Below are 25,858 nucleotides of genomic sequence, written 5' to 3'. Positions count from 1 at the left end.
CAAACGCTAACAGGATTACGGCGAAGTTGAGGGGGCCGCCGAGCGGCGCTTCGGGGCGTAGCGCACCTCCGTGACGAGCCCCAGCGCGTCGAGCAGGCGGATGATCCAGGCGGAGGGATCGAGTTGCCAGAACGTGTGATCGTTGTTGGCGAAGGCCGGCTGTGCGTGATGGTTGTTGTGCCACGCGCCGCCCACCGAAACGATCGCGAGCAGGCCCAGATTGCGACTGTGGTCGCGCGTCGCGTGCGGGCGGGTGCCGATGGTGTGGCACAGAGAGTTGACGGCCCATGTCGACTGATCGAGCAGGAAGATCCGCGCGAGGCCGCCCCACAGGAAGCCACCGACGGCCCCGAACAAGGCCTGCCCCGCGGGCGCGAGCAGCGCACCCGCGAGCGCGGGTATTGCGAGGCCGAGCACCACCCACCACGCGTATCGAAGATTGAGATTGACGATCAGGCGGTCGCGCAGCAGGTCCGCGGCATACGCGCTCCAGTTCTCGCGCCGCACGGTGAACAGCCAGCCCACGTGACCGTGCCAAAGGCCCGCGAGCCGGCTCGGCTTGCCGTGCCGGTTCGCGCGCGGGCGCGGCGAATGCGGATCGCCGTCCTGATCGGTGAACGCGTGATGCATGCGGTGCGTGGCGGCCCAGAACAGGATCGGCCCCTGGGCAGCCATGCTGCCGAGTACGCCAAGCATCACGGTGACGATCGGCCGCCCCTTGAACGAGCGGTGCGAAAAATATCGGTGCATGCCGGTTTCGACGCCGATCGCGGTCGAGAAATACATCACCGCCAGCAGCACGAAGTCTGTTGTGCGAACGCCGAATATCCACGTGTAGGCGATCGCCAGCGCGAAACCGAGCGCGGGAATGCCCACGGTCAGATAAGCAAGCCTGCGTGCGCGCACGTCGGTATCGGCTTCCGCGACAGGGGTGGCTGCCGGCGTACGCGAAGCCAAGGAATCCGCTTCAGCCATGACTGGCTCCGAAGAAAGAAAGCGACGATGGAATTTGGAAATGAAGTGCTGGCGGGCGGCTCACGTGCGTGCCTCGAGCGCGCTCAGGCGACCTTGCTGGAACGCCTGCTTGCACGCTTGCCGGCGCACCTTGCCGCTGGTCGTAAGCGGAATCGAGCCGGTCGGCCCCAGGTGCACCACCGCCGGCGACACCCCGTGGTCTCGCGTGACCGCCAACGTGATCGCCGCGCGCACCTCGCGCATTTGCTCGGGATTCAGCCGGCGCGAGCGCTTGAGTTCCGCGACGATGACGAGCGACTCCGCTGGACCGCCGTCGATCGAAAACGCCACCACGCCGTTCGTGCGAATCGCGTCGTGCGCCGATTGCACCGATCCCTCGATGTCGTTCGGATAGAGATTGCGCCCGGCGACGATCACGATGTCCTTGATCCGCCCGGTCACGAACAGCTCGCCGTCGTTCAGAAAGCCGAGGTCGCCCGTGCGGAGGTAGCGCACGGATTCGCCCTCGCCGTCTCCGTCACTGAGCGAGGCCGCGAAAACTTCGGCGCTGTCGTCGCGATTCAGATAGCCCGCGGCGACGTTCGGGCCACTGAACCAGATTTCACCGATGGCCCGGTCCGGCAGTACGCGCTTCGTCTCAGGATCGACGATCAGCAGCCGATGCCCGGCTGCCACGGGTCCGCACCCGACCAGCGTGGTACGCCCGCGCACATCGGATTCCGACGCGTGTAGCTCGCACCGGCCATGAGCAAGTGCATCCTTGTCGACATCGATCAGGGTGATCGGCGAACGCCCCACCTTGCCGGATACATAGAGCGTCGCCTCGGCCATCCCGTAGCAGGGCACCACGGCGCGACGCTCGAAGCCATACCGGCCGAAGCGCGCGAAGAAACGTTCGAGCGTCGCGTGGCTCACCGGCTCCGCGCCGCAAAATACGTGCTGCAGCGAGCCGAGATCGAGCGTGTCCGCCTCTTCGTCGCTGATGTTGTCGACGCACAGATCGAACGCGAAATTCGGCGCGACGCTGGTGGTCACGCGGTAATCGCTGATTGCCTTGAGCCAGCGATACGGCCGCTGTACGAAATGCTGCGGCGACAGGATCACGAGCGGAAAGCCGCTGAACACCGCGAGCAGCAGCGCGCCCATCAGTCCCATGTCGTGATACGGCGGCAGCCACGTGCACCCGACACGATCGCGATCCGGGCCGATCCGTTCGGCGATCACCGCGCAGTTGCTGACGAGGTTCTCGTGCGTGACGACTACGCCCTTGGGCTCGCCCGTCGATCCGGACGTGTACTGAAGCAGCGCCGGCCGGTCCAGGTCGACACCCCGCACCGCGTCCCGCATGCCATATGCCGACGCTTCGATTTCGTGGAAGGCACTTTCGTCGAGCGTCAGCAATGCAGGCGCGTCACGCTGACCACCGTAGAGCGCGTCGAGCTGTGGCTGCAGTGAGCGATGATGCTTGCCGGCTATGACCACGTCCGGGCGAGCATCGCGACAAATCGATGCGAAGCGGGCCACCGCGCGCGCACCGGCCGGCGGAAACGAGGGTACCGCGGTGGCACCCGCCAGCAGGATGCCGAACAGCGCCGCGACGTAACCCAGACCGGGTTCGAGCAGCAGCAATACGCGCCGCTCGTGCAGCGGGTGCTGCAGAACCATGTCCCGCACATGGACGGCAGCGGCGGCGAACTGCCCGTACGACCAGTTCACGACATCGTCCTCGCCGTCGCGAAGAAAATGAAATGCGATCCGCTCCGGCGTTTGCTCGGCGCGCGCTCGAAGAATGTCGAGCAGGGACGAGCGCTCCGCCGTCTCAGCGGAGGGGGGAATACTACCGGTCATCATGAGGCCCTCGGATAATCGATGTTGTTGTTGTAAAAGCTTCGTGCGCGAACCCGTGCCGGACGACACGCTTGCATCAGCGCGCGGCCGCGGATGCAAGCGCTCGAGGTCGGGTATCGACCGGCGCGCACAGGATCGCGGTAGCCAGGCCAAGCGCGATCTGCAGATAACAGAGGGTGCGGAATTCGGCGAGGCGCGCTATCGCATTGCCAGTGATGGCAACCGTCAGCGCGACGCCGAAAACGGATCCCACCTGGCGTATCGCCTGGTTGACCGCCGAGCCCACGCCAAATCGCGCCGGCGGCAGATGCGCGACAGCCGCCGCTGACAGCGAAGGCATGACCATGCCGACCCCCAGCCCAGTGAGGAGCGCACCCGGCAGCCACGCATGCACATAATCCGGATTGACGCCGGGCACCAGCGCGAACCAGATGCTCGCCGCCGTGGAGATCAGGCTGCCCGTCACCAGCAGAATCCGGTGCCCCGCGCGCGCCGCGAATCGTCCGCACACGATCGCCGTGGGAACAACCAGCAGCGGCCCGGGGCTGCCGGCCAGTCCCGCACGCGTCAGCGAATACGACCAGACACCCGTGGTGAACAGGAACGTCTGAAAAAACATCATCGCAAAGCCGATCGCGAAGCACAGCGAAGCAAGATTGATGAAGCAGTAAGTCCGATCCCGAAACAGCGAGAGATCGATTGCCGGCGTACGTACCCGGCGAGCCCATGCAACGAATGCCGCCAGCATGCCCATCCCGCCTGCGATTGCAAATGCCACTTCCGGCGAAGTCCAGCCGACCGCCTCGGACCGCACCAGACCGACCGCGATGGCGCCGACGCCAAGAATCAGCAGGACCACCCCCACCAGATCGAGCGGTGCACCGCGCTCGGGATCACGCGACTCGTCGAGAATGCGCCATCCCCGCCATAGCGCGATTGCGCCGAGCGGCAGGTTGAGAAAGAAGGCCCAGGGCCAGCCGAAGCGATCCACCAAGAACGATCCGAGGCTCGGCCCCAATGCCCCGGCTACGCCGCTGACTGCGCCCCACAAGCTCACGGCCACTGACCGTTTGCCGACCGGGAACGCCGCCAGCAGGATCGACAGCGATGCAGGCAACAACAGCGCCGCCCCCGCTCCTTGCACCGCGCGCATTGCCCAGAGCATCTCGACATGGGTGGCAACGCCACAGCCGAAAGATCCTCCCAGGAACATGGCGAGTCCGAACAGGAACGTGCGCTTGCGGCCGCGCAAGTCGGCAAGGCGGCCCGCCGGCACGAGCAACGCGGCGAAGACGAGCGTGTACGCGTTCAGAACCCACGACAGGCCGGCGGAGTCGGCATCGGGAAACGCCCGTCGCAAAGCGGGAAATGCCGCATAGAGCACGGTCACGTCGATCGAGACGAGAAACACCGCCACGCTGGCGATCCAGAATACCGGCCACGGCGAAATCGAGCTCGGCTGCGCCTGCGCGGCGGACACGCTGGGTCCGTTCATGGACTTACACCTCGCCAAGCTGAACGGGCGTCACACCGTCACGCGATTCGGATTCGAAATACGACGGATCGAGAAACGGGAGCGTTCGCGCCTGCATCCGCGCCTGAAACAGCGCAACGACCGGCCAGGGGCGCATCGCCATTGCCATGCCCTTGACCGTCCGGGCATCTTCCCAGTAGATGACGTTCGCCACTTCCAGCGGCAACCCGCCAACCTCGCCTGTCCAGAGGCTCAGCGTCGTCGCGTTTTCCGACAGACGCGGCCCGCTCGCTCGGCCACCGTAGACCGCCATCGAATGGCCGCAAACGCGCTCGACGTCATCACGGCCGCGAATCGGTTTGCAGGCAACCGGGCTGGTCAGAAACATCTCGTCGATGATGGGGAACGGCAACTTGGCGTCCAGCACTTCGTCAGCAGGTATCGGCGGCAACGCGGTATCGATTCCCGGGGGCAGCACCCACGCGTCCGCGTCGACGAGATCCCGGCTCGCGTCATACAGCGCCCGCCGCACCGGCGCGGGAAACGAGCCAAGGAAGATGTCGACCTGGATGCGCGTGCCGGACCGGCGTGCCACCGTCACGCCGCGAATTTGACGGCCCTGGAAGTAGCCGAGCCATTCGCGCCCGCCGATGTCCGCACCGCTCCATGCGTGTTTCGACTCGACTTCGGAAAAGATGCCGGCGGCGGCAGTCGCAAGACGCTCGACGCGGGCGCGACCGACGATCGCTCCGAAGGTCATGGGATGTAGCAAGCTGACCTCGTCCTGCGCCGACGATCCGAGTTCGCGCAGCAACTCGCCGACATAGAGGCTGGACTGTCCCTGGTGATGCATCGTCGCTTCCTTCTCGATCATCGTCGTTTCTTCCTGCGCGTGCGGCACGCGCTCCGTCCCGACGGGCGTCATACGGACGCCCGAATGGATGCGTTCGCACCCATTCGCTCCAATATCCGTCGCGCGGCGAACGCCGGCCGATCGAGCTGGATGTCGATCATCGGTGCCGTGGGGCTCCAGTTCGCCTGCAGGCTCTCCGCAACATCCTTGTCCTCCATCACGGTGGCGAACACTTCCTTCGCGGTGAACTCGGTAAACCGTTCGTTGTCGACGTCGAAATCGCGATGCATGCCCACGAAGACATGCGTCGTTGTATCCGTGGCGGGCGTGAAGATCGTCGTCGTATAGACATGGAAGACCTGGCCGCTCGCATCGTCGCAGGCATGTGCCCTCGTTTCGACCCGTGTGTTGCCGATGGGCCAGTAGAGCACCTCCTGGAAGCGGTCGATGTAGTCGAGCTTCAGGATATGGGTGTAGAGCGGCGGCGTCTTCTCGCGGCGCAAATAGCGGCGCACGCGGACTTCGCCGTCGTTGATCACGATTTCGGGCGGCGTCTCGACGATGTCGAGCGAGCCGAGCGTCTTCGCATGCACGAAGGCGGCGTGCGAGATGTCGAGGATGTTGTCGATGCCGAACAGGTAGCTGCACGCGATCGTGCAATAACTCATCGTCCCGGCAAGCTCGGGCGCCGAACACACCCAGTGGTCGGGGATTGCCGCCTCGTCGGCCTTGTCGGGCTCGCCGGTCCACAGCCAGATGAAGCCGTATTTCTCGACGGCGGGGAACGACCGCACGCGTGCGCCCTTCGGGATCACGCTCTGGCTCGGAATGCCGACGCACGCGCCGGAGCAGTCGTACCTGAGCCCGTGATACCAGCACTGGATTTCGTCGCCGACCACCCGCCCCCGCGACAACGGAACCTGCCGGTGCGGGCACCGATCTTCAAGCGCGACGATCTGATTCGCCTGCGTGCGGTACATGACGATCTTCTGGTTCAGAATCGTCCGACCAAAGGGCTCCCGCTGGACTTCCGCTGAAAGTGCTGCTGCGTACCACGCATTCTGGATAAACATAATTCCTCACTTTGCTACTTGGGCGGCGATATGGCACACCCGACGCGAACTCGAGTCGCCGTGTGCGTTCGATCTGTCCTACCTGCGCGCGACCGCGACCAGCTGGTCGTCGTCCCGAGCCTCTGCTCCGGCCGCCTCGCGATCAAGACGGCCGTCCGCCATCCGCTCGAGAAATTCGTCCGACGCCGACTGCAAACTGACACAGGGATACTGGAAGCGGCCGGTCGTGTAACGAAGCGCGCCAAGGAAGGACGGCTCGACCGGCGCACCTGCCGCCTCGAACAGCCCATGCGACGACAGATACGTGTGAAGCGCGGGCAACCGGTAGCACGGGACGGCCGGATACTGGTGGTGTTCAAGGTGGAAGTTGCTGCCGAAGAACAGCGCGGTATAGATCGGCGACGTGTAGCTGCGACTGTCGCGATATCGCCCCGGCACGGTATCCGTGTGTTCGATGTACGCGCGGATGGTGCTGAATACGTACACCCCGATATACGGAATCAGCATGACCGTGAAACCGAGCCACAGCGAGCGATGCCAGATGAATCCGTAGGCGGTTATCGCGCACAGGCTCAGCGCGATGTTGATCCGCGAAATCCAGCGCATTTCGCGCTGGCTGAACGGCAGCCGCGTGTTCTCCGGCCACGGCAAGCCTGCCGCCATGCGCATGGCGTTCCTGGTGTAAATCCTCACGCCCTTGGAACGCGCGAGAAAGAAGCGTGACCAGAAGGTTCTGTACTGCGAATAGATCTGGACATCCGGATCGATGTCCTGGCCGGTGAAGCGATGGTGCTTCCAGTGAGTCATGCTGAAGCCCACGATCAGGAAACCCGGCACCAATGACGAGCAGATCAGCGCCAGCGCGGCGCTCACGTACTTGTTGCGATGCAGGTTCGTATGCATCCCCTCGTGCCCGACGAAGGTCAGCAAATGCATGCCATGTCCGCCGATCACACCCAGGACGATGGCCATCGCAATACGGACCGGCGCCGACGCCGGAATATCGACGATGGCGAACGCCACCGCGGCCGGAATCAGGAAGAACGCGAGCGCGTGTGCCAGATAGAGAATCGTGGCGACCGAGCTGATCCGATGGAAGTTCCGCGGCAGCTTGAGCCGCGACAATGTGACGTCACTGTCCAACGCGGCTGCGATGGTCATGGCCTCTCTCCTCGATTGATGTGACGCAGTACTGACGATTGGCGAACGGGCCGCGCCCTGGCTTGAAATCACGTGGCCGCAACGACCACGCACCGATGTTCCGCGCGCTCACATGGATTCCCCGACTGACGCGTCGCGCTCGACGCCGGCCACAGACGATTCAAGTTCGTCCGACCCGGGCGCACGCGACCGCCGGGCACGCGCCTCTTCTTCAAGACGCACGCGCCGCGCCATCTCGGCGCGAATCGCCTCGCCTCGCCGGGACATGTCGATCAACGGCTGGATCACGCCGGTTTCGCCGCCGGCAATTGCCTCGTCCGCCCACTGCTTGATATCGCTCGGATCGAATACGGCAAACGGCGAGCACTGGCGACTCTGCGAAGCGAGCAAGCGCGCCTGCAGCACCGGGTCGCTCGCAAGCTTGCGGTAAAGGATCCGGCTGAGCGGATTGTTGTGGCCGAGTGCGCCGCGGCCGCGCGAGTATTCGAACAGGTCGATCGAGGTTGCGTCGCGCTGGCGCCAGTAGCACTCCAGCGCATGGTCGTCGCCGTCGACGATTGCCTGGGCGAGCGCGCGTGCATCGCGAAGTGCGTCGGTAATCCCGAACCCGGGCGACGGGTCCATGAAGAGGCCGGCATCGCCCACCAGGGCCCAGCCGGGCCCTGCAGCCTGACGGAAGAAAAAGCGCAGCTTCAATGCGCCGAGCAGCTTGCTGGCGGGCGCGTCGGCAATCAGCGGGGCCGTATGGGGGTTGCCCTTCAGCGTCTCCGTGAGCTTCTCGAGCGCGCGGCCTTTCCATTCCGGCAACTCCGTTTTCGGGAACGCCACGCCAATCAGCAGCAGGTCCCGGTTGGTCGGAAAGACGAAGACAACATCGTCGCCGAAGGTGCAGTTCATCGCCCCGCCGCGATAACGCGGATCGGTGTCGAACCAGTCCGGGCGCGGCCAGTACGCCCAATACATGGCACGCGGGCAGTCGTAGCCGTGGTACTCCTCGGCACCGACGAGTTCCGCCATCGTCGAGTGCGCGCCGTCCGCGCCCACCACGACTCGCGCGCGGATCTCTTCACGCACCCCGTCATGTTCCACCACGGCGCCCGTCACCCGTTCGCCGTCGCGCAACAGACCGACCAGCCGGGTCCGCGTGCGGACCTGAGCCCCCGACGCTCGCGCCTCCTCCAGCAACAGTGCATCGAGATCCATGCGACGCGGACAGGAGCAGCGTCCGCCGACGGGATACTCGACGCGGCCGAGTATGTCATCGACCCCATACATCATGCTGGGCACCGGCGGCGCGAAACGTCGCACCTTGTCGCCAAGCGACAGTTCGTCAAGCAGCGCCATGCCGTAGGGCGAAATCCAGTGCGTGGACATTGGCTGGTCGCTCGGCAGATTGCTCGCATCGATTGCCAGAACGCGCTTGCCGGCGCGCGCCAGATGAATCGCGAGCGTGGCGCCCGCGCAGCGGGCGCCAACGATGAGGGTGTCTAACACGGAGAATTTCCTTAGGATGACGACAAGAACCGGAATTGCACGTGACGCGACCTCGCCATCGCCGTCACCAGCGAGTCGATGAAGAAGCAGCGGATACTGACGATGCGACGTATTTGCGAAATCGGACGCGTGCGCGCAGCCGGTGCGCGTCGCTCAATGCGTTTCTGCAGCCCGATCCGGCGGGTATCGCTTGAACAGCACCGACGCATTCACGCCACCAAATCCGAAACCGTTGGACAGCGCAATTTCGACGGGAACGTGCCGCGCCGAGGGTCCGATCAGATCGAGTCCGGCGGCAGCCTCGTCGGGGTGCTCGAGATTCAGCGTGCCGGGCATCACGCCATCCCGCAGCGCGAGAATGGAGAATGCCGCTTCGATCGCGCCGGCCGCCCCGAGCAAATGCCCCGTCGCCGACTTGGTCGACGAAATCGCCGGGCCGGCACCCACGCCGAAGACAGTCTTCAGCGCCTCGATTTCTCCGGAATCGCCGACTGGCGTCGATGTCGCATGCGCGTTGACGTAGTCGACCTGCTCCGGGGCGATGTCGCCCATCGCGAGGGCCAGTTTCATCGCGCGCATTGCGCCGGATCCGTCGTCGGGCCCGGCGGTCATGTGGTAAGCGTCCGCCGTGGTTCCGTACCCGATGATCTCCGCGATGGGGCGGGCGCCACGCGCGATGGCATGGTCGAGAGACTCGACGACCAGCATTGCGGCCCCCTCACCCATGACGAATCCGTCCCGATCGCGGTCGAATGGCCGCGAGGCGCGAACCGGCTGATCACCGAAGCCGGTCGACAGCGCTCGCGCCGCGGCGAATCCGCCCAGACTCACCTTGTCGAATGCCGCTTCTGCGCCGCCGGCCAGCACGACATCGGCCTCGCCGTTCCGGATCAGGCGCAGCGCATCGCCGATTGCCTGCACGCTCGCCGCACAGGCAGTCACGGGACAGCCCAGCGGCCCGCGAAACTGATGCTTGATCGAAATCTGGCCGGCGGCCAGGTTCGACAGAAAGTACGGAATGGTGAATGGCGACAACCGCCGCACGCCGCGCGTCTCGCCGATTCTCACCGCCTCGGCCAGACCCGGGAATCCGCCGATGCCCGACGCCACGACGGTGGCCGTCCGCTCGCGTTGATGTTCCGCTTGCGGCGCCCATCCCGCTTCCGCGAGCGCCTCATCCGCGGCAACCATCGCCATCTGGATGAAACGGTCCATCTTCCTCAGCTCCTTGTTCGGCACCGAGCACTCCGGATCGAAACCACCGTCAGGATCGTCGGCCTTCGCCGGTACGGTCCCGCCGACCTTGGCGGGCAGGTCGCCGACGATATCGTCACCGAGCCGGCGAAGCCCCGAGGATCCGCCGATCAGGCGCTGCCACACCAATTCCTTGCCGCAACCCAGCGGAGACACAATGCCCATACCGGTTACTACCACTCGAAGCGTCATTTCACATTCCTCTCGCGGACCGGGACTTGCCGAGCCACATCATTAAAGCTGTTCATCTTCATGCGCACCTTTGAAACACTGCATGCACGCGCCACTCCGGAAGCGCCCGGGCCCGCCGGATGCATGGCGGAGCGCAGACGGTCACCATGCGCGTCGCGCACTCACACCGCTTGCCCGAACGCATGCGACGCACGCGGAGCGCGCGGCATGTCGAGCGGCACGCCGTACTCCGATCCGTCGAGGTCCAGCGCGGAGCGCGTCTGTTCATCGATCTCGATCCAGAACGGCAGGGTCGGCTTACCTTCGATCATTTGGGGCGGCGCGGCGCGATGCACATTGACACCCATGCGCTTCAGAAGCCGTTCGTTGCCGAGCACGGAAAATGCAATGAGACGGTTCGCGCCATGTGCGTGCGCGACGCGGACGATTTCGGACATGAGCGCGCGCGTGTTTTGCCACGACTCCTCGGCAGTCAACGACTCGCCGCGCGGCATGCTCATCGCGAAGCGGGACAACTCCCAAACATCACGCGCACGGGGGAGAGAAGCGTCGCCCATCAAATCCGAGAAAACATCACCGAGCAGATAGGGCTCGTCGGTCGGCAGCAATCGACCGCAACCGACAATTTCACGGTTGCGATCGAAAGCGACAACGTAAAGAGTGTCCGCGTGATCGAAATCGTCAAATTCGATGCCGTTGTCGGTCGGCAATGACCAACCGAGTTCCTGTATGAAGACCTTATGCCGAAACTTCGCAAGTCGATACATCACCTCGCGACTCAAATCAGCGCTTCGCCCCGACAACAAAGTCAGCATCTGAAAGCCCTCTCTCTCATCCCAGAATTGTTAGCGCGATTGAACCCGAAATTGCCGCGACAACATAGCTGCCCGAATGGGCAGGGTGGGCGCTTTGGACGAGACTCATCACGCCGAATGCGCTGAAACACTCCGGCGGGAAAGCGGATTCTGGATTTAGCTGGCGACGGCCAGTGGGGCGGTCGAACGAACCATCGCGAGCACGCCTGTCATGAACGGCTCGAAGCGAGCCTAGCGTGGTGCCGCGTCACGGTATGGATAATCGTGCCCGCCATCGAATCATCGCTGAAGCCGATGAGGACGATCGGCGGAAACGGGCGGTTGCGCGGCACGAAACTTTAATGCCAAAGCATTATTTACTCGCCGAGAAATAATGAAGCGCCTTGAACACGAAATCAGTGATCGGCAAAAATAGCCGATTCAAGTTCGCGTTGGCGCGCCCCCGAGCACAGCCAGTTCTGGATTAACGCCTGGCTGTATCGCGCGCCGTAATCGTCGCCGTCCGTATCGAGAAGCATGACATTGCTGCTGATGTCGTCCGCCCCGACGTTCACATCGGGCCGCCCCACTGCCACGTACCATACGCAGCCGACGCTCGCGGCCGGTTGCGTCTCGGTGCAGACCAGTTCGTAGTAGCCGGCATTGACGGCGCTGATCCCCTCACCCCATAAGTCATGTAACAAATCCGGGGCTTGTTGACACATATGCTGACGGAAACGCAGCGCGTAGAACGCCGGCAGGGTCAATCGCACGTATCCATCATTCAGCTTTTTTGGCATGTTCGTTCTCTCAACGTGGCACCTGTTAAAATTGGCACGGCATAGCCTGGCAAGATTAGCAGTGGAAACGGGCCGCGAGGCCTTTCGACACGCGTAGCGCTCGTGTTGCGGCTGGTGAATATCCACTGCGATCACGCACAGATTATTTACGATTATTACAGACCACCCGGGAAATGCCATTGCATCATCGAGATCACGCACGATCACGAAGCAATGCCAGGATTTTCGAACTTGCGATTTGCGGAATCTGAACTCCGTTCGGTCAAAATATATACATACCCACATGCAAGATCGCGCAATTCAATCGACGGCAAGCCCCGACACTATCCCAAAATCGATTCGATAGAAAATTGCATTCGACGTCATGTTTGACGCTTGAAACGTCGAAGCGTAAGACCAGCCCTGAATGACTTTTGAAGGACCGGCCAACGCCCCCGGGAACACGATCCCTTGGGGCAAGATTGACCGCAAAGGTAACGATATGCATGCATGGAAAGAGAAGTATCTGAATGGATACGCCGCGGCAAAATCCGAGGCCGACGTGTTTTTGGAGTTGACGGCGGATGTGCGAGCACTCGGATTCGAGTATTGTTCGTTCGGCCTGCGCATTCCGTTCCCGGTGACCAATCCGCAGTTCATGCTGCAGTCCAATTATCCGGAGCCGTGGGTCAAGCGCTATGTGAGTCAAAACTACTTTGCCGTCGACCCGACCGTCCGACACGGGCTCAGCCAGTTGATGCCAATGATCTGGCGCGCCGACACCCCGACTCAAAGCTTCGAATTCTGGAAGGAAGCGGATCACTTCGGCTTGCGTCACGGCTGGTGCATGCCGTCCGTCAGCCGCACCGGCGCGATTGGACTCGTGACCATGGTGCGATCGAGCGAGCCGATCGACGAGTGCGAACTCGAGGAAAAGGGATACCAGATGTCATGGCTCGCGAACACAGCCAACTGCGCGATGAGCATGCATCTGCTCGCGCAGCGTGCGCCCGAATATGCCGTCGAGTTGACGGCTCGCGAGCGGGAGTCGCTGCAATGGTCTGCTGCGGGGAAAACCTACGTCGAGATCGGCAAGATCATGCACGTCGACGAGCGCACCGTGAAATTTCACCTCGTCAATGCGATGCGCAAGCTGAATGCGACCAACAAGACCGAAGCCGCGGTCAAGGCGACCATTCTGGGACTCCTGTTCTGACGCCCTTCTCTTCATCGGCCGCGCGCCGACTTTTTACAACGCAGCGCCATGCTCGCGGGACGGTAACACCGTCAAAACGGCAACCCCGGTTGCCCGGTTCAATGGTCGGCAGCCTCGCAGCTCGCCCTGATTACCTAGGTAATTGACACGTATAGACCTAGGTAATTGTCCTCCTTACCATGGTTTTCGACGCGAATCCAAGCGCCCACATAAAGAGGACACGACCATGACCACCCAGGACGTCGATACCAGCACGCTACGACGCGTGATCGCCGCAGCCTCGATCGGCAATTTCGTCGAATGGTTCGATTTCGCCGCATACGGCTTTCTCGCCACCATCCTGACGCGCGAATTCTTCCCCAGCGGCGACCCAACAATCGGGCTCCTGAAGACTTTCGCGGTGTTCGCGGTGGCCTTCGCATTCCGGCCGCTGGGCGGCCTCGTCTTCGGCGTGATCGGCGACCGGATCGGACGCAAGCGCACCCTCGCGCTGACGATCCTGATGATGGCCGGCTCGACGACGTTGATCGGCCTGCTCCCGACCTACGCGAGCATCGGCTACTGGGCACCGTTGCTGCTCACGATCATTCGCTGCGTCCAGGGGTTCTCCGCAGGCGGCGAATACGCCGGCGCATGCGCGTACGTGATGGAACATGCACCGCGCCGCCGCCGCGCCTTCTTCGGCAGTTTCGTGCCGGTATCGACCTTCTCGTCGTTCGCTTGCGCGGCAGTGGTGGCCTATCTGCTCGAATCGTCGCTGTCGTCGCAGGCCATGGTCGAATGGGGCTGGCGCGTGCCGTTCCTGATCGCGGCACCGGTCGGCCTCATCGGCGTCTATCTGCGTGTGAACCTGAATGAAACGCCCGCGTTCCAGGCGCTCGAAGGCAAGCACGACATCGCACATGCCCCACTGATGGAAACGCTGCACTCGCAGTCGTTGAATATCCTGAAGCTCGGCGCGTTCGTGTCCGTGACGGCGCTGTCGTTCTATACGTTCACGACGTATTTCGCGACCTACCTTCAAGTGGCCGGGCACTTGTCTCGCGGCACGTCGCTTCTCGTGACGGTGCTCGCGCTCTTCTTCGCCGCGGCCCTGTGCCCGGTCGCCGGCTTGTTCTCCGACCTCGTCGGCCGCCGCGCGACGATCGCCACGACCGGCATCTTCATCATCGTGTCGGTTTATCCGGCGTTCTCGCTCGGCGGCTCGGGCGTGCTGTCGCAATCGCTGATCGGCGTCGCGCTGCTTGCGATCGGCGCGGTGTTCTCCGGCGTGGTGACGGCACCGCTGATGTCGGAAGTGTTCGCGACGAAAACGCGCTACACGGCATCGGCGATCACTTACAACCTCGCCTACACGATCTTCGGCGGTACCGCGCCGCTCGTCGCCACGTGGCTGATCTCAGCGACCGGCACGAACCTGTCGCCCGCGTACTACCTGATCGCCGTGTCGCTCTTCGCGATGATCGGCGGCCTGTCCCTGCCGGAAACGTCGAAGACGGCACTCGAGGAAGCCGGTCCGGCGATCGCGGGCGCCGCCCGGTCCGCCAAGCGCGGCGTCGAAGGCGCCGTTTGAGCACGGGCGCCGCTTCCGCAGCCTGTCCGCAAGCATCCAACGCATCGACAGACACCATGACCAGCCTTCACGACTCCAGCATCATCATCGACGGCCTGAACATTTCCCGATTCGAGCGTTCGGTGTTCGAAGACATGCGCGCGGGCGGCGTCACTGCCGTCAACTGCACGGTCTCCGTGTGGGAAGACTTCCAGAAGACGATCGACAACATCGCGGAAATGAAGCAGCAGATCCGCGAATACAGCGAAATCCTCACGCTCGTGCGCACGACGGACGATATCGTGCGCGCGAAGCGGGAGAACAAGACCGGCATCATTCTCGGCTTCCAGAACTCGTATGCGTTCGAGGACAACCTCGGCTATATCGAGGTATTCAAGGAACTCGGCGTGAATGTGGTGCAGCTCTGCTACAACACGCAGAACCTCGTCGGCACGGGTTCCTACGAACCCGACGGCGGGCTGTCCGGATACGGCCGCGAAGTGATTCAGGAGATGAACCGGGTCGGCATCATGGTGGATCTCTCGCACGTCGGCGCGAAGACGTCGTCCGACGCGATCGCCTGTTCGAAGAAGGCGGTCACCTATTCGCACTGCTGCCCGTCCGCGCTGAAGGCGCATCCGCGCAACAAGACGGACGATCAGCTGCGCGAGATCGCGGAAGCAAACGGCTTCGTGGGCGTGACGATGTTCATGCCGTTCCTGCGACGCGGCGCCGACGCGACCATCGACGATTATCTGGAAGCGATCGAATATGTGATCGACTTGATCGGCGAGGACAAGGTCGGTATCGGCACGGACTTCACGCAGGGCTACAGCACCGAGTTCTTCGACTGGATCACGCACGACAAGGGCCGCTATCGTCGCCTGACGGATTTCGGCAAGGTCGTCAATCCGGAAGGCATCCGAACGATCGGCGAATTCCCGAACCTCACGGCCGCGATGCAACGCGCCGGTTGGAGCGAATCGCGCATCCGCAAAGTGATGGGCGAGAACTGGCTGCGGGTGTTCGGCGAAGTCTGGAACGGCTGAATCGCACGACGCATACACACCCGCCATGCAACCGCAATTGCCCATCGACGTCGATCCGGACACCGGTGTCTGGACCACCGACGCGCTGCCGATGCTGTACGTGCCGCGCCACTTCTTCACGAACAATCATGTCGCCGTCGAGGAAGCGCTCGGCCGCGCCGCCTACGCGTCGATTCTCTACACGGCCGGCTACAAGTCCGCCCATCACTGGTGCGACAAGGAAGCGAAGCAGCACGGCATCGGCGGCATGGCCGTGTTCGAACATTATCTGAAACGGCTGTCGCAGCGCGGCTGGGGCGTGTTCAGCATCGCCGAAGCCGATCCGGCGACGTCGCATGCGCGCATCCATCTGCACCACTCGTCGTTCGTGCTGGCGCAGCCCGACAAGCACGGCAAGCTCTGCTACATGTTCGCGGGCTGGTTCGCCGGCGCGATGGACTGGGTCAACGACACCGCGCTCGACACGGCGAGCAAGGGCCCGCGCGCGCATGCTTCGGAGGTCCGGTGCGCGGGAGAAGGACACGACTGCTGTGTCTTTCATGTCGGGCGCAAACCGTTGCAAGCGCTACAATCCGACGGGAGCGAACCCGCCCGATAGCCTTGGTCCGAACACGGTTCGGACCCGTCGACAAGATGCCGACCATGACCGACACGATGCCAAGCCTCGACTACGAAGATCTCTTCAGGCATCTGCCCGTCGCGGCCATCGTCGCCAGGGAACGCATCATGGTCGACTGCAACGAGAAGGCGCTGCAACTGTTCCGGGCGACCCGCGACGACATCATCGACCAGTCGTTCGCGAAGCTGTATCCGCAGCAGAAGGACTTCGCGACGACGGGCCGCCGCCTCGCGCCGCTGCTCGCGAAACATGCGGGGTTCAGCGACGACCGCATCATGCGTCGCGTCGACGGCAGTCATTTCTGGGTCACCGTGTGCGGCTTCGGCTACAACCCGAAGCGGCCCTTCGAGCTGGCCATCTGGACCTTCACCGACCTGTCGGAGAACGCCAAGCATCCCGACGTCACCAGCACCTTGACCGATCGCGAGCGCGACGTCGCGGCATTCCTGGTTCACGGGCTCACCAGCAAGGAAATCGGCAAGGAACTGAGCATCAGCCCGCGCACGGTCGATATTCATCGCGCGAGCTTGTTGAGGAAATACGAGGTACGCACGACCCACGAACTGATCGCGTGCCTGCTGGCGTGAGTTGCGCGCGCGAGAGCGGCGCATCCTGCATCCCCGCTCCGAAAAAAAGCCCGGCAAAGCCGGGCCAATCAGATTGAGACACAAGGAGAATCCCGCCCACCCCACACCGGGCGGTCACGCCGCGCTACACGACGTTCTTTTCGACGATCGGCCGGTTTTCGAGCACACGCTCCCAGCCGAGCGACGACAGGTCGAGCGATTCATACCGCCCGCCCAGGATCAGTTCACTCACTCCACGCCCCGTCGCGGGCCCTTGCTGCAGCCCGTGCCCGCTATACCCGTTCGCGAACACCACGTTGTCGAGTTCGGGATGATATCCGATGATCGCGTTGTGATCGAACACGTTGTATTCGTAGTACCCGGACCAGCAGTTCTCCACGCGCAGCGCTTCGAACTCCGGCACGCGATTGGCGAGCGTCGGCCAGATCACCTCGTCGAACAGGTCGTGATCGACCTCGTCGAGCGGCAGGTCGTCGGGATCGCGATCCGGGCTCGGCGATGTTCCGCAGATGTACGTGCGCCCTTCCGGCCGAAAATACACGCCCGTCGGATCGATCAGCAGCGGGCAATCGGTCAGCTTCGCCGGCGACGACACGTTGAAGATGCTGCGACGCCGCGCATACACGGGGATGTCGATGCCCATCATCGACGACAGCGTGCGCGTCCACGCACCGGCCGCGTTGACGAGCGTGTCGCATGCGTAGCGCTCGCCGTCGTTCGTCACCACGTGCGTGACCTTGCGACCGTCGCGAACGACGCCGGTCACATCGGCCGGCACATACCGCGCGCCCAGTGCCTGCGCCTTCTTGCGCAGCGCCTGCACGAGCCCGTAACCGTCGAACCACCCTTCGCCGCTCACGCCATAGCAGCCCGACACGAGATCGTCGACGTTCAGCCAGGGAAACTTCGCGCGCAGCGCATCGCGATCCATCAGCAGGATATCGGCACCGAGCTTCGTCTGCAGCGCATGGTTCTCGCGCAGCGTCGCATCGCCCGCCGGCGTCGCGAGAAACAGATAACCGCCTTCGTGCAGATCGATCGACGGCCGCGTGCCGTCGACCTCGAGCCGTTCGCCGATCGTGCGAAGGAAGTCGATCCCGAACAGCGACATTTCGATCGACAGCGGCGTCGAGAACTGCTGGCGAATCGACGCGGCCGACAGCGCCGACGACGACCTCGCATAGGTGGGATCGCGTTCGATGACGGTCACGGACACCGTCGGATCGGTAGCACGCAGGAAATAGGCGATCGAGCTGCCGATCACACCACCGCCGACGATGACGACTTGAGAACTCACGACTGACTCCAGTTGCACGTGAAAGGCGCGGCCGGCCGGCCGCGCCGAAGGTTGTTCGTGCCGCGTCGCGCGCGGCGCCGTGCGAGCGGACCACCCGGCGAATCGCCCCGACGTGCGCCGCGACCGCATCCGATCGCTCCGGCTATTTCAGCACGTCCTGCGTCGCCGCGAAAGTCCGCGCGCGTTCGGGTATTCAGTCCGCCGTTTGCGTGGTGACGGGCTGCCACGCGGCGTTCTTCACTTCATACAGCGTCGAGCTCGGGTTCTTCAGGTCGCCCGTGTTCGTGAACGCGATCGTGCCGGTGATGCCGTCGTAGCGCGTGCCCTTCAGCGCGCCGTTGAACTCGGCCGGCTTCGTCGAGTTCGCCTTCTGCATCGCGTTGATCGCGATCCACGTCGCGTCGTACGCGAACGGCGCATAAGCGAGCATGTCGACGCCGTACTTCTGCCGGAACTTCGTTTCGAACTGCTTGCCCTTCGCGAGACGCGCGAGCGGCTGCCCGTATTCCCACACGGCCGCGCCTTCGGCCGCGTTGCCGGCGAGCTTGATGAAGTTCGCGTTCATCACGCCGCCGCCGGCCAGGAACTGCGCGCGGATGCCGAGCTGGCGCATGCGCTTGACCAGCATCGCGGACTGCGCGTCGAGGCCGCCGAAGAACACCAGGTCGGCATTCGTGCTCTTGATCTTCGTGAGCTGCGCGCTGAAGTCGACGGCCTTGTCGTTCGTGAATTCGCGCGCGACGATCGTGCCGCCGTTCGCCTTCGCGGCCTTCTCGAACTCGTCCGCTTCGCCCTGGCCGAACGCGGTGCGGTCGTCGATGATCGCGATGCGCTTCGCCTTGGTCACACTCGCCGCATACGAACCGGCGTTGCCGGCGTTCTGCGCGTCGGTCGCGATCACGCGATACACGGTGCCGAGCCCGGCGCGCGTGATGTCCGGATTGGTCGCCGACGGCGTGATCATCGGAATGCCGGCCTTCGCGTAGATCTTCGATGCGGGCAGCGTCGTGCCGGAATTGAAGTGGCCGATCACGACGGCCACCTGCGCGTCGGTCAACTGCTGCGCGGCCTGCACGCCGATGCGCGGATCGCTCTGGTCGTCCTGCGACGCGACGACGAACTTCACCGGCTTGCCGCCGATCGTCGTGTGCGCGGCGTTCGCTTCGTCGACGGCCATGCGCACGCCGTTCTCGATGTCCTTGCCGTATGCGGCGCCGCCGCCGGTCAGCGGCACGGCCACGCCGACCTTGACGACCGTCTCCTGCGCGTGGGCCGCGCCCGTCTGGAATGCGAGGATCGCGGCGGTCAGTGCAATACCGGAAAGCGAACGAATGCGGAACGTCATCAGCCAATCCTTCTTCTGTGGGTCGGGATGCGACGCGCGATCATCGCGCGCCGGCGACCTCCCGCGTGCCGGTGATTGTTCTGTCGCCGGCCTGGCGCCGATGGCGCGTCACTTGCCGGTCGATCTTCGCGGTTCCGTCTCCGGGAAACCTGTCGGCGCGAAAGAGGTGAACCGATTGTGGGTAGCCAATACGCGTGCAGCAAACGAAATATCGGAACTACGTTGTGAGGAATTGTCATCAAGTGCCGACGCTGCCGACGGCACGCGGCCCGCGCGACGGCGGGCCGGGGAGAAGAAACATCAGCGGGGTGCGCGCTTGCCCCGTTGCACCGAGGCTGCGCGGGGGTAATGCCGATGAAGCATCATCACCGAATCAGGCAGCGGTAACGCTCGGCACATCGCGCGATCCGGTCGATGACGCGGGGCCGGTCAATGCCTATCGGTGCCCGTCTGCTTGCGCACGGCATCGGCCGCCTCGCCGGCCTTCTCCTGGACCTCGCCGGCCTGCTGTTCGGCCACGCCTTCCGCTTCCGTCTCGCGGTCGCCCGTCACCTTGCCGAGCGCTTCCTTGACCGAACCCTTCACTTGTTTGAGTTTGCCTTCGATGCGATTCCTGTCCATGGTCGTCTCCTGCGATGAGTTGGGGAGAGAGAGCCGACGGCACGGCAGCCTGCGCCGCACCGCCGAGTGGACAGGATCGCAGCCGCGCGCCGCGCGCGGCAGATGCGGATGCACCAGCCTGCATGGTGCATTCGCACCGATGGCCCGACGCCCGGCGTCAGTCCTTGCCGCTCGTGCCGCCCTTCTCGGCGCCCTTCTCGCCCCGCGCGCCGTTCGTGTCGGACGCGCCGACGATCCCCCGCTCGCGCGCCCACACGATCGCCTCGCCGCGGCTATGCACGTCGAGCTTCGCGTAGATCGTCGCGACGTGATTGCGGACCGTGTTCGGCGCGAGCCCGAGGCGAGCGGCGATCTCCTTGTCGGCGAGGCCGTGACACAGCAGGTCGAACACGTCGCGCTCGCGCGCGGTGAGGTCCGACAACTGCGCGCCCGCATCCGGCGCATTCGCGCGCCGCACGTTCGCCAGTTTTTCGATCAGCGTGCGGCTGAACCACGACGCGTCCTGCATCGCGGTCTCGATCGCATAGACGAGTTCCATCTCGGTGCGCTTGCGGTCGCTGATGTCGAGCAGCGCGATCAGCAGGCAATCCTGCCCGTGAATCGCGACCGGTTCGGCCGACACGACGCAATCGCGCACATCGCCGTCGCGCGTGCGGATCTGCACGTCCGCGTTGCGCACGTTGCCGTCGCGCGCGAGCTGGCTGTCGATGCGCTGCCGGGCCCCGCGGTCGGCCCACAGCCCGATCTCGTCCGCCGACTTGCCGAGCAGATCGTCGCGCGCATGGCCGGCCATCCCGACGAAGGCATCGTTCACGTCGAGCAGCTCGAAGCGGCCGGCCGTGACGATCGCGGTCGCGACCGGCGCCATCCGGAACGCCTTCGCGAAACGCTCCTCGCTCTGCCGCAGCGCGAGCTCGGCCTGCTTGCGCGGCTCGAGATCCATGAACGTGAACAGCATGCACGCCTCGCCGTTCATGTCGATCGGTTGCCCGGCAACCACCACCGCCTTCGTGCCGCCGTCCGCGCACTTGAGCACGGCCTCCATCTGCGGGATCGTCGCGCCCTCACCCAGCCGCTCGATCGCGAGTTCGCGCCGCTCGGCCTGTTCGAGCACGTCGACTTCGTAGACGGAGCGGCCGAGCACGTCGTCGCGCGCATGGCCCGTCATCTCGAGGAAGCCTTGATTGACCTTCACGTAGCGCAGGTCGTCGAGCCGGCAGATCACGGCCGGCGCCGGGTTCGCGTTGAACGTGCGCTCGAAGCGGTCCTCGGCGCTCGCCCATTCGGTCGCATCGTGCAGCACGAGCGCGAGGCAGTCGGGCTCGCCGGCCGCGTTCGTCAGCACGAGGCTGCGGATGCGGTGGACCCAGCTCACGTTCTCGTCGGCGGCCGATTCGACTTCGACGGTCACGTCGCTGAATTCCTCGCCCGCGATCACGCGATCCATCGGATAGTGGCCGTCGCGCACCGGATGATTGTTCCGGTAGCGAAGCCGGAAGCGCTCGCGATACTCGGTGACGTCCGCGCCGAGCGCGTCGAGCTCGGCGACGCCGTGCATCGCGAGCGCGGCCTCGTTCGCCCACACGATGCGCTGGTCGGGCTCGATCAGGATCACGCCCTCGGCGAGCCCCGCGATGATCTGGTGCAGCTGGCGCCTGTCGGTATGCGACTTCAGCGCCTGTTCGTTTACGCGTTCGTCCATTGATCGGTGGTCCACATGGTCGACATGGTTGACGGGCCGGTCGCCTCCGCGCCAACCTGCGCCGGCTGGCGCGTGCACGCGATGATCGCGTGCGGCCGATGCAATCGACAGGCGCGGATGCACCATGCGCAATAGTACATTCGCACGCCGCTCCGCTTGCGTGCGCTATCCCGCCGAGCTGCGCGCGGCACGACTGGCGCGCCGATCATCCCGCATCGCGCGCATCACGACGCACGTCCCGTTCCCGCTCCTTCGTTCCGTCCCCGTGCAAACGCACTAGCCGATCCGGTGAATTTGCGCGATGTCCGCGTGCATTCGCGCCGGTACGCTGGTAGTGCATCGGCGCCCATGCGCCGCCCTTTCATACCGCAGAGGAGGATCCCCTGATGAAGCTGCATCAGACACCCGATCCGACGCGACCCGAGCCGGCCCCGGACCATCCGCCCGAACCGTCGCCCGGCACCGATCCGCCGGTGCCGCTGCCGCCCGACGTGCCGCGCCCCGACATGCCGCCGCGCGAGCCCGGCTACGACACGCCGATCGCACGGTAAAGCACGGCGCGCCTGCGCCGATTCCCATCCACCACGTCAATCGAAGGAGCACATCCATGAACAAGACCTCGAACCTGTCGGCGCTGCTCGCCGTCAGCGCGGCGTTCCTGCTTTGCGCCGCCCCGCTCACGAACGCACAGGCATCGTCGTCGACCGACGACGGCATGAAGGCGGAATCGAACCAGCCCGTCACCGACACGTGGATCACGACCAAGGTAAAGAGCGAACTCGCGACCACGGATGGCGTGAAAAGCGTTCACGTCAACGTGAAGACGGTCGATGGCGTCGTCACGCTGACGGGCGTGCTGCCGTCGAAGACCGCGGTGAAGAAGGCCGTCGCCGTGACGCGCTCGATCAAGGGCGTGAAGCACGTCGACGCATCCGGCCTGAAGGCGAAGGCCTGAACCGTCGCGCGGCCGAGCGTCGCGCTTTTTTCCCCTTATTCCAGGAGCACACGATGAACGAAGACAAGATCAAGGGTCAATGGAAGCAGTTGACCGGCAAGCTGAAGGCCAAGTGGGGCAAGCTGACCGACGACGATCTCGCGGTCGCCGAAGGCAACCGCGACTATCTGGCCGGCAGGATCCAGGAGCGTTACGGGATCGCACGCGACGAAGCCGAGAAGCAGTTGAAGGAGTTCGATCGCGACCTTTGACGCGACGTCGCCTCACCCCGCCGCGATGCGTCCTGCATCGCGGCCACGCGGAGGACCACGACATGGGCAAATATCTGATCGCATGGCTGCTCGGCGTACCGCTCGGCGTGCTGGTGCTGTTCTATCTGGTCACGCACCTGTTCTGACGATCGCGCCGCCCATCCAATGCAAACGGGCCGGCGGCTGTTGACAGCCGTCGGCCCGTTTGTCTGCGTGCGTGGCGTCTACTTCGCCGCGTTCGCCGTCATCTTGAAGATGCCCTGCGCGTTGCCCGCGTCGAAACGCAGGTCCGTCACCCAGCGGCGCGCCGCCTGGTCGAACGTGCGGCGGCGCGTGATGAACTCGTAGAACGAGCCCGGCACGTTGCGTTTCACGGTCCCGCCGTCGCGCGTGCGGAATTCGCGCTCGACGATGTCCGCGCGATAGGCGGTCTGGAACACGCGGCCCGAACGCGAGCGCTCGACTTCCGGCTTCATCGGCCGGCCCTTCGCCTTCTCGTCGTCGGATAGCTTGAACACGTCGGCCACGCGATCGGTCGCATGGTTGAACGCGTTGCCTTCGGTCGCGATCCACGCCATCTCGGCCGATTCGAGCAGCAGCGTCTCGTAGTCGAGTTCGTTCGGCAGGTCGTGCTGGCGCGCGAATGCGCCGACGATCTCCGGCAGCAGCGCATGCGCGGCGTCGAGCGGGAGCCAGCCCTCGCGCTCGATCTCCCACAGGAGCGCGACGGACGCCGGCGACAGCGGATCGCGCGACGAGCTCACGACGTTCGTCACGGCCTGCTGAAATTCCCTGGAGAAGCGCTCCGGATGCAGTTCGCTGACGAAGAACTGCGCAATCTCGTCCGGTGCGTCTTCATGCGCATACGCGCGGCCCGTCATGCCGAGCTTGTCGAGCGGATAACGGCCGTTCAGGCGGAAGCCGAGCGGACGCAGGATGCGCGTGAACGCGGCTTCGCCCGGCGGCAGCGCGCCCGTGTGCGGCCAGCGCACCGTTCGCAGCGCGCCGTGGTCGAAGTAGACCGAGCCGCCGTTTTCGATCGCGTCGGCCGTGTACGCGCGGCCGTTCGCCGAACGTTCGAGCAGCCCTTCGAACAGCGCCATGTTCATCGCCTGCGCGATTTCCGCGCGCGTGACGACGTCGGTTTCCCATTCGTCGAGGATGGCCGGCATGTTCAGGGTCGCGAACAGGGCGTCGGTCTTCGCCTGTCCCAGCAGCTTCGTCAGCAGGCTCTCGATATTCGGATTGCGCATCAGGATTCTCGTGTTCGGGGGACCGCCGGCAAGCGTGCCGGCAACTCGATTGGCCGGCCGCCCAGCGGGCGCCTGGCCTTGCGTGGGATGCATTATTCAAAGGGTTGCAGCGGGGCGTAAAGCGAGATTAAATTGAGACGTGATGAGTTTTTGGAATTATCGGCCGTCTCCGCACTCGTCCTCCGGCCCGCCGCGGGCGGGTCCGTTCGTCAGACAAAACGAGCATCATGCGCAAATTCAAGATCCCCAACATGGGTGCGCTCGTGGCTTTCGAAGCCGCGGCGCGCCACGAGAGCTTCACGCACGCGGCCAAGGAGCTGTTCCTGACCGAAAGCGCGGTATCGCGGCAGATCGCGACGCTCGAGGCGAGCCTCGGCGTGCGGCTGTTCGCGCGCGTGAAACAGCGCGTCGTGCTGACGCGCGCCGGCAAACTGTACGGCACGCAGGTGCGGCGCGCGCTGGAGGCGCTCGATCGCGACACGCTGTCGATCATCGCGCACGGCAGCGGCGGCGGCTACCTGGAGCTCGCAGTGCTGCCGACCTTCGCGTCGCACTGGCTGATCCCGCGCATCAAGAGCTTCTATGACCGCACGCCGGACGTGCGCGTGAACATGGGCAGCCGCACCGACCTGTTCTCGTTCGAGGACACGCACTTCGAAGCCGCGATCCACTACGGCAAGCCGACCTGGCCCGGCACGTCGTCCGATTACCTGTTCGGCGAGGAAGTCGTGCCGATCTGCTCGCCCGCGCTGCTCGACGGGCCGGTCGAACGCGTGGAGGATCTGCTCGCCTATCCGCTGCTGCACTCGACCACGCGTCCCGGCGCCTGGGCGCAATGGTTCGAGACGCACGGCATCGAGGACATCCGCACCATGCAGGGCGTGCGCTACGAGTTGCACACGATGCTGATCAGCGCGGCCGCGGCCGGGCTCGGGATCGCGCTGGTGCCGAAGTTCTTCGTCGAGGAGCAGTTGCAGCAGCTCGGCCTCGTCGTGCCGTGCGACGCGGCGACGGTTGGCGATTCGGCGTACTACCTCGTTTATCCGACGGAGCTCAGTCACAGCAAGCCGCTGGAGTCGTTTCGTGCATGGTTGCTGGAGCAGGCGAGCGCGTATGCGGCGCCGGGGCGGGACGAGAACGAAATGGAGGACGATGAAGACGACGAGGACGTCGAATAACGCGGGGCATCGCGAGGTCGGGCGACGCGGGTGGCCGGCTGCGAAAGTCCGGTGCGCGCCGGGCGGGCAACCCCGACCCGGCGCTCCGGGCAGCCGACCTCGCTTCGGCAGCGCGGCGGACCTTCTCTCATTTCTTCACTGCGTGTGTTTTCTCTCAGGTTCCGGGGCAATTTTTGCTTCGCCGCGCCGGGCCATTATCCGCCCAATCCGGCCGAAGTGAAACGTTTGCGCATGCACCAGGCGACTTATACCCGCCATTCGGACACATTCCTTCAAATTGCTTACGCATTGTGCGATCGCGTTCGGCAAATCTTGCAATCGGTTCGGCGTTCCTTT

General features: G+C 64.4%; 25 protein-coding genes. 10 read left to right on the top strand and 15 right to left on the bottom strand.

Features of this window, described 5'->3' with window-relative positions:
• Nucleotides 1-15: 15 nt before the first annotated feature.
• From DIE11_RS00290 to DIE11_RS00245, 10 genes are all read right to left on the bottom strand, one after another.
• A complete protein-coding gene (locus DIE11_RS00290) occupies nucleotides 16-975 on the bottom strand; it encodes an acyl-CoA desaturase (RefSeq protein WP_124620695.1) in 960 nt (319 codons plus the stop codon).
• Between the two features lie 60 nt (nucleotides 976-1,035).
• The gene (locus DIE11_RS00285) at nucleotides 1,036-2,826 is read right to left on the bottom strand and encodes a fatty acyl-AMP ligase (RefSeq protein WP_260437055.1); all 1,791 of its coding nucleotides are present in this window, start codon (nucleotides 2,824-2,826) and stop codon (nucleotides 1,036-1,038) included.
• Nucleotides 2,827-2,899: 73 nt separating this feature from the next.
• Entirely contained in the window at nucleotides 2,900-4,318 is a 1,419-nt protein-coding gene (locus DIE11_RS00280) for an MFS transporter (RefSeq protein ID WP_124620693.1), read from the bottom strand.
• Between the two features lie 4 nt (nucleotides 4,319-4,322).
• On the bottom strand, nucleotides 4,323-5,171 hold the full coding sequence (locus DIE11_RS00275; RefSeq protein WP_260437054.1) for a hypothetical protein: 849 nt from the start codon (nucleotides 5,169-5,171) through the stop codon (nucleotides 4,323-4,325).
• A 47-nt stretch (nucleotides 5,172-5,218) separates the two neighbouring features.
• The gene (locus DIE11_RS00270; protein ID WP_124620689.1) at nucleotides 5,219-6,223 is read right to left on the bottom strand and encodes an aromatic ring-hydroxylating dioxygenase subunit alpha; all 1,005 of its coding nucleotides are present in this window, start codon (nucleotides 6,221-6,223) and stop codon (nucleotides 5,219-5,221) included.
• Between the two features lie 78 nt (nucleotides 6,224-6,301).
• Complete coding sequence (locus DIE11_RS00265; RefSeq protein WP_124620687.1) at nucleotides 6,302-7,384, bottom strand: fatty acid desaturase; 1,083 nt, start codon at nucleotides 7,382-7,384, stop codon at nucleotides 6,302-6,304.
• A 108-nt stretch (nucleotides 7,385-7,492) separates the two neighbouring features.
• The gene (locus tag DIE11_RS00260; protein ID WP_124620685.1) at nucleotides 7,493-8,878 is read right to left on the bottom strand and encodes an NAD(P)/FAD-dependent oxidoreductase; all 1,386 of its coding nucleotides are present in this window, start codon (nucleotides 8,876-8,878) and stop codon (nucleotides 7,493-7,495) included.
• 153 nt (nucleotides 8,879-9,031) lie between these two features.
• A complete protein-coding gene (fabF, locus tag DIE11_RS00255) occupies nucleotides 9,032-10,324 on the bottom strand; it encodes a beta-ketoacyl-ACP synthase II (protein ID WP_082728914.1) in 1,293 nt (430 codons plus the stop codon).
• A gap of 161 nt (nucleotides 10,325-10,485) precedes the next feature.
• Nucleotides 10,486-11,139 (bottom strand): acyl-homoserine-lactone synthase, encoded by a 654-nt coding sequence (locus tag DIE11_RS00250; RefSeq protein ID WP_059601084.1) that lies wholly within the window; start codon nucleotides 11,137-11,139, stop codon nucleotides 10,486-10,488.
• Between the two features lie 395 nt (nucleotides 11,140-11,534).
• Nucleotides 11,535-11,918, bottom strand: coding sequence for a DUF4902 domain-containing protein (locus DIE11_RS00245; RefSeq protein WP_124620683.1), 384 nt, complete (start codon nucleotides 11,916-11,918; stop codon nucleotides 11,535-11,537).
• 406 nt (nucleotides 11,919-12,324) lie between these two features.
• Between DIE11_RS00245 and DIE11_RS00240 the strand changes: the two genes are divergently transcribed.
• The 5 genes from DIE11_RS00240 to DIE11_RS00220 all read left to right on the top strand — a co-directional run bounded on the left by DIE11_RS00240 (nucleotide 12,325) and on the right by DIE11_RS00220 (nucleotide 16,920).
• On the top strand, nucleotides 12,325-13,113 hold the full coding sequence (locus DIE11_RS00240) for a LuxR family transcriptional regulator (protein WP_226115432.1): 789 nt from the start codon (nucleotides 12,325-12,327) through the stop codon (nucleotides 13,111-13,113).
• Nucleotides 13,114-13,339: 226 nt separating this feature from the next.
• Nucleotides 13,340-14,686, top strand: coding sequence for an MFS transporter (locus tag DIE11_RS00235; protein ID WP_124620681.1), 1,347 nt, complete (start codon nucleotides 13,340-13,342; stop codon nucleotides 14,684-14,686).
• Nucleotides 14,687-14,742: 56 nt separating this feature from the next.
• Entirely contained in the window at nucleotides 14,743-15,714 is a 972-nt protein-coding gene (locus DIE11_RS00230) for a dipeptidase (RefSeq protein WP_124620679.1), read from the top strand.
• A gap of 25 nt (nucleotides 15,715-15,739) precedes the next feature.
• On the top strand, nucleotides 15,740-16,312 hold the full coding sequence (locus DIE11_RS00225; protein WP_124620677.1) for a DUF5943 domain-containing protein: 573 nt from the start codon (nucleotides 15,740-15,742) through the stop codon (nucleotides 16,310-16,312).
• Between the two features lie 35 nt (nucleotides 16,313-16,347).
• Nucleotides 16,348-16,920 carry a PAS and helix-turn-helix domain-containing protein gene (locus DIE11_RS00220; RefSeq protein WP_124620675.1) on the top strand — a complete coding sequence of 191 codons (573 nt, stop codon included), beginning with the start codon at nucleotides 16,348-16,350 and terminating at the stop codon, nucleotides 16,918-16,920.
• A 124-nt stretch (nucleotides 16,921-17,044) separates the two neighbouring features.
• On the opposite strand, the gene DIE11_RS00215 is transcribed toward DIE11_RS00220, so the two are convergent.
• The 4 genes from DIE11_RS00215 to DIE11_RS00200 all read right to left on the bottom strand — a co-directional run bounded on the left by DIE11_RS00215 (nucleotide 17,045) and on the right by DIE11_RS00200 (nucleotide 21,885).
• Nucleotides 17,045-18,217 carry an FAD-binding oxidoreductase gene (locus tag DIE11_RS00215; RefSeq protein ID WP_059601807.1) on the bottom strand — a complete coding sequence of 391 codons (1,173 nt, stop codon included), beginning with the start codon at nucleotides 18,215-18,217 and terminating at the stop codon, nucleotides 17,045-17,047.
• Between the two features lie 193 nt (nucleotides 18,218-18,410).
• A complete protein-coding gene (locus tag DIE11_RS00210) occupies nucleotides 18,411-19,562 on the bottom strand; it encodes a branched-chain amino acid ABC transporter substrate-binding protein (protein WP_124620674.1) in 1,152 nt (383 codons plus the stop codon).
• A gap of 429 nt (nucleotides 19,563-19,991) precedes the next feature.
• The gene (locus tag DIE11_RS00205; protein ID WP_059601065.1) at nucleotides 19,992-20,183 is read right to left on the bottom strand and encodes a CsbD family protein; all 192 of its coding nucleotides are present in this window, start codon (nucleotides 20,181-20,183) and stop codon (nucleotides 19,992-19,994) included.
• Nucleotides 20,184-20,340: 157 nt separating this feature from the next.
• Entirely contained in the window at nucleotides 20,341-21,885 is a 1,545-nt protein-coding gene (locus DIE11_RS00200; protein WP_124620672.1) for a helix-turn-helix transcriptional regulator, read from the bottom strand.
• A 386-nt stretch (nucleotides 21,886-22,271) separates the two neighbouring features.
• Between DIE11_RS00200 and DIE11_RS36115 the strand changes: the two genes are divergently transcribed.
• Genes DIE11_RS36115 through DIE11_RS36110 form a run of 4 tightly spaced genes read left to right on the top strand, consistent with a single transcriptional unit; the run spans nucleotide 22,272 to nucleotide 23,237 of the window.
• Entirely contained in the window at nucleotides 22,272-22,436 is a 165-nt protein-coding gene (locus tag DIE11_RS36115) for a hypothetical protein (protein WP_162840554.1), read from the top strand.
• Nucleotides 22,437-22,492: 56 nt separating this feature from the next.
• Nucleotides 22,493-22,840 (top strand): BON domain-containing protein, encoded by a 348-nt coding sequence (locus DIE11_RS00195; protein ID WP_124620670.1) that lies wholly within the window; start codon nucleotides 22,493-22,495, stop codon nucleotides 22,838-22,840.
• Nucleotides 22,841-22,893: 53 nt separating this feature from the next.
• Nucleotides 22,894-23,091 carry a CsbD family protein gene (locus DIE11_RS00190; protein WP_059601059.1) on the top strand — a complete coding sequence of 66 codons (198 nt, stop codon included), beginning with the start codon at nucleotides 22,894-22,896 and terminating at the stop codon, nucleotides 23,089-23,091.
• Nucleotides 23,088-23,237 carry a hypothetical protein gene (locus DIE11_RS36110; RefSeq protein WP_156429781.1) on the top strand — a complete coding sequence of 50 codons (150 nt, stop codon included), beginning with the start codon at nucleotides 23,088-23,090 and terminating at the stop codon, nucleotides 23,235-23,237. The genes DIE11_RS00190 and DIE11_RS36110 overlap by 4 nt, the downstream gene beginning before the upstream one ends.
• A gap of 78 nt (nucleotides 23,238-23,315) precedes the next feature.
• Here the strand turns inward: DIE11_RS36110 and DIE11_RS00185 are convergent, their stop codons facing one another.
• Entirely contained in the window at nucleotides 23,316-24,344 is a 1,029-nt protein-coding gene (locus tag DIE11_RS00185) for a DUF1338 domain-containing protein (RefSeq protein ID WP_059601056.1), read from the bottom strand.
• 227 nt (nucleotides 24,345-24,571) lie between these two features.
• On the opposite strand from DIE11_RS00185, the gene DIE11_RS00180 reads away from it, so the two are divergent.
• The gene (locus tag DIE11_RS00180; RefSeq protein WP_059601054.1) at nucleotides 24,572-25,522 is read left to right on the top strand and encodes a LysR family transcriptional regulator; all 951 of its coding nucleotides are present in this window, start codon (nucleotides 24,572-24,574) and stop codon (nucleotides 25,520-25,522) included.
• The last annotated feature ends 336 nt before the right edge of the window (nucleotides 25,523-25,858 follow it).

The sequence above is a fragment of the Burkholderia sp. Bp9012 genome (genome assembly GCF_003853825.1).
In the GTDB taxonomy this organism is placed as follows: Bacteria; Pseudomonadota; Gammaproteobacteria; order Burkholderiales; family Burkholderiaceae; genus Burkholderia; species Burkholderia diffusa.
The sequence above is the reverse complement of the archived record's forward strand: the minus strand, read 5'-3'. Positions and strand labels throughout refer to the sequence as shown.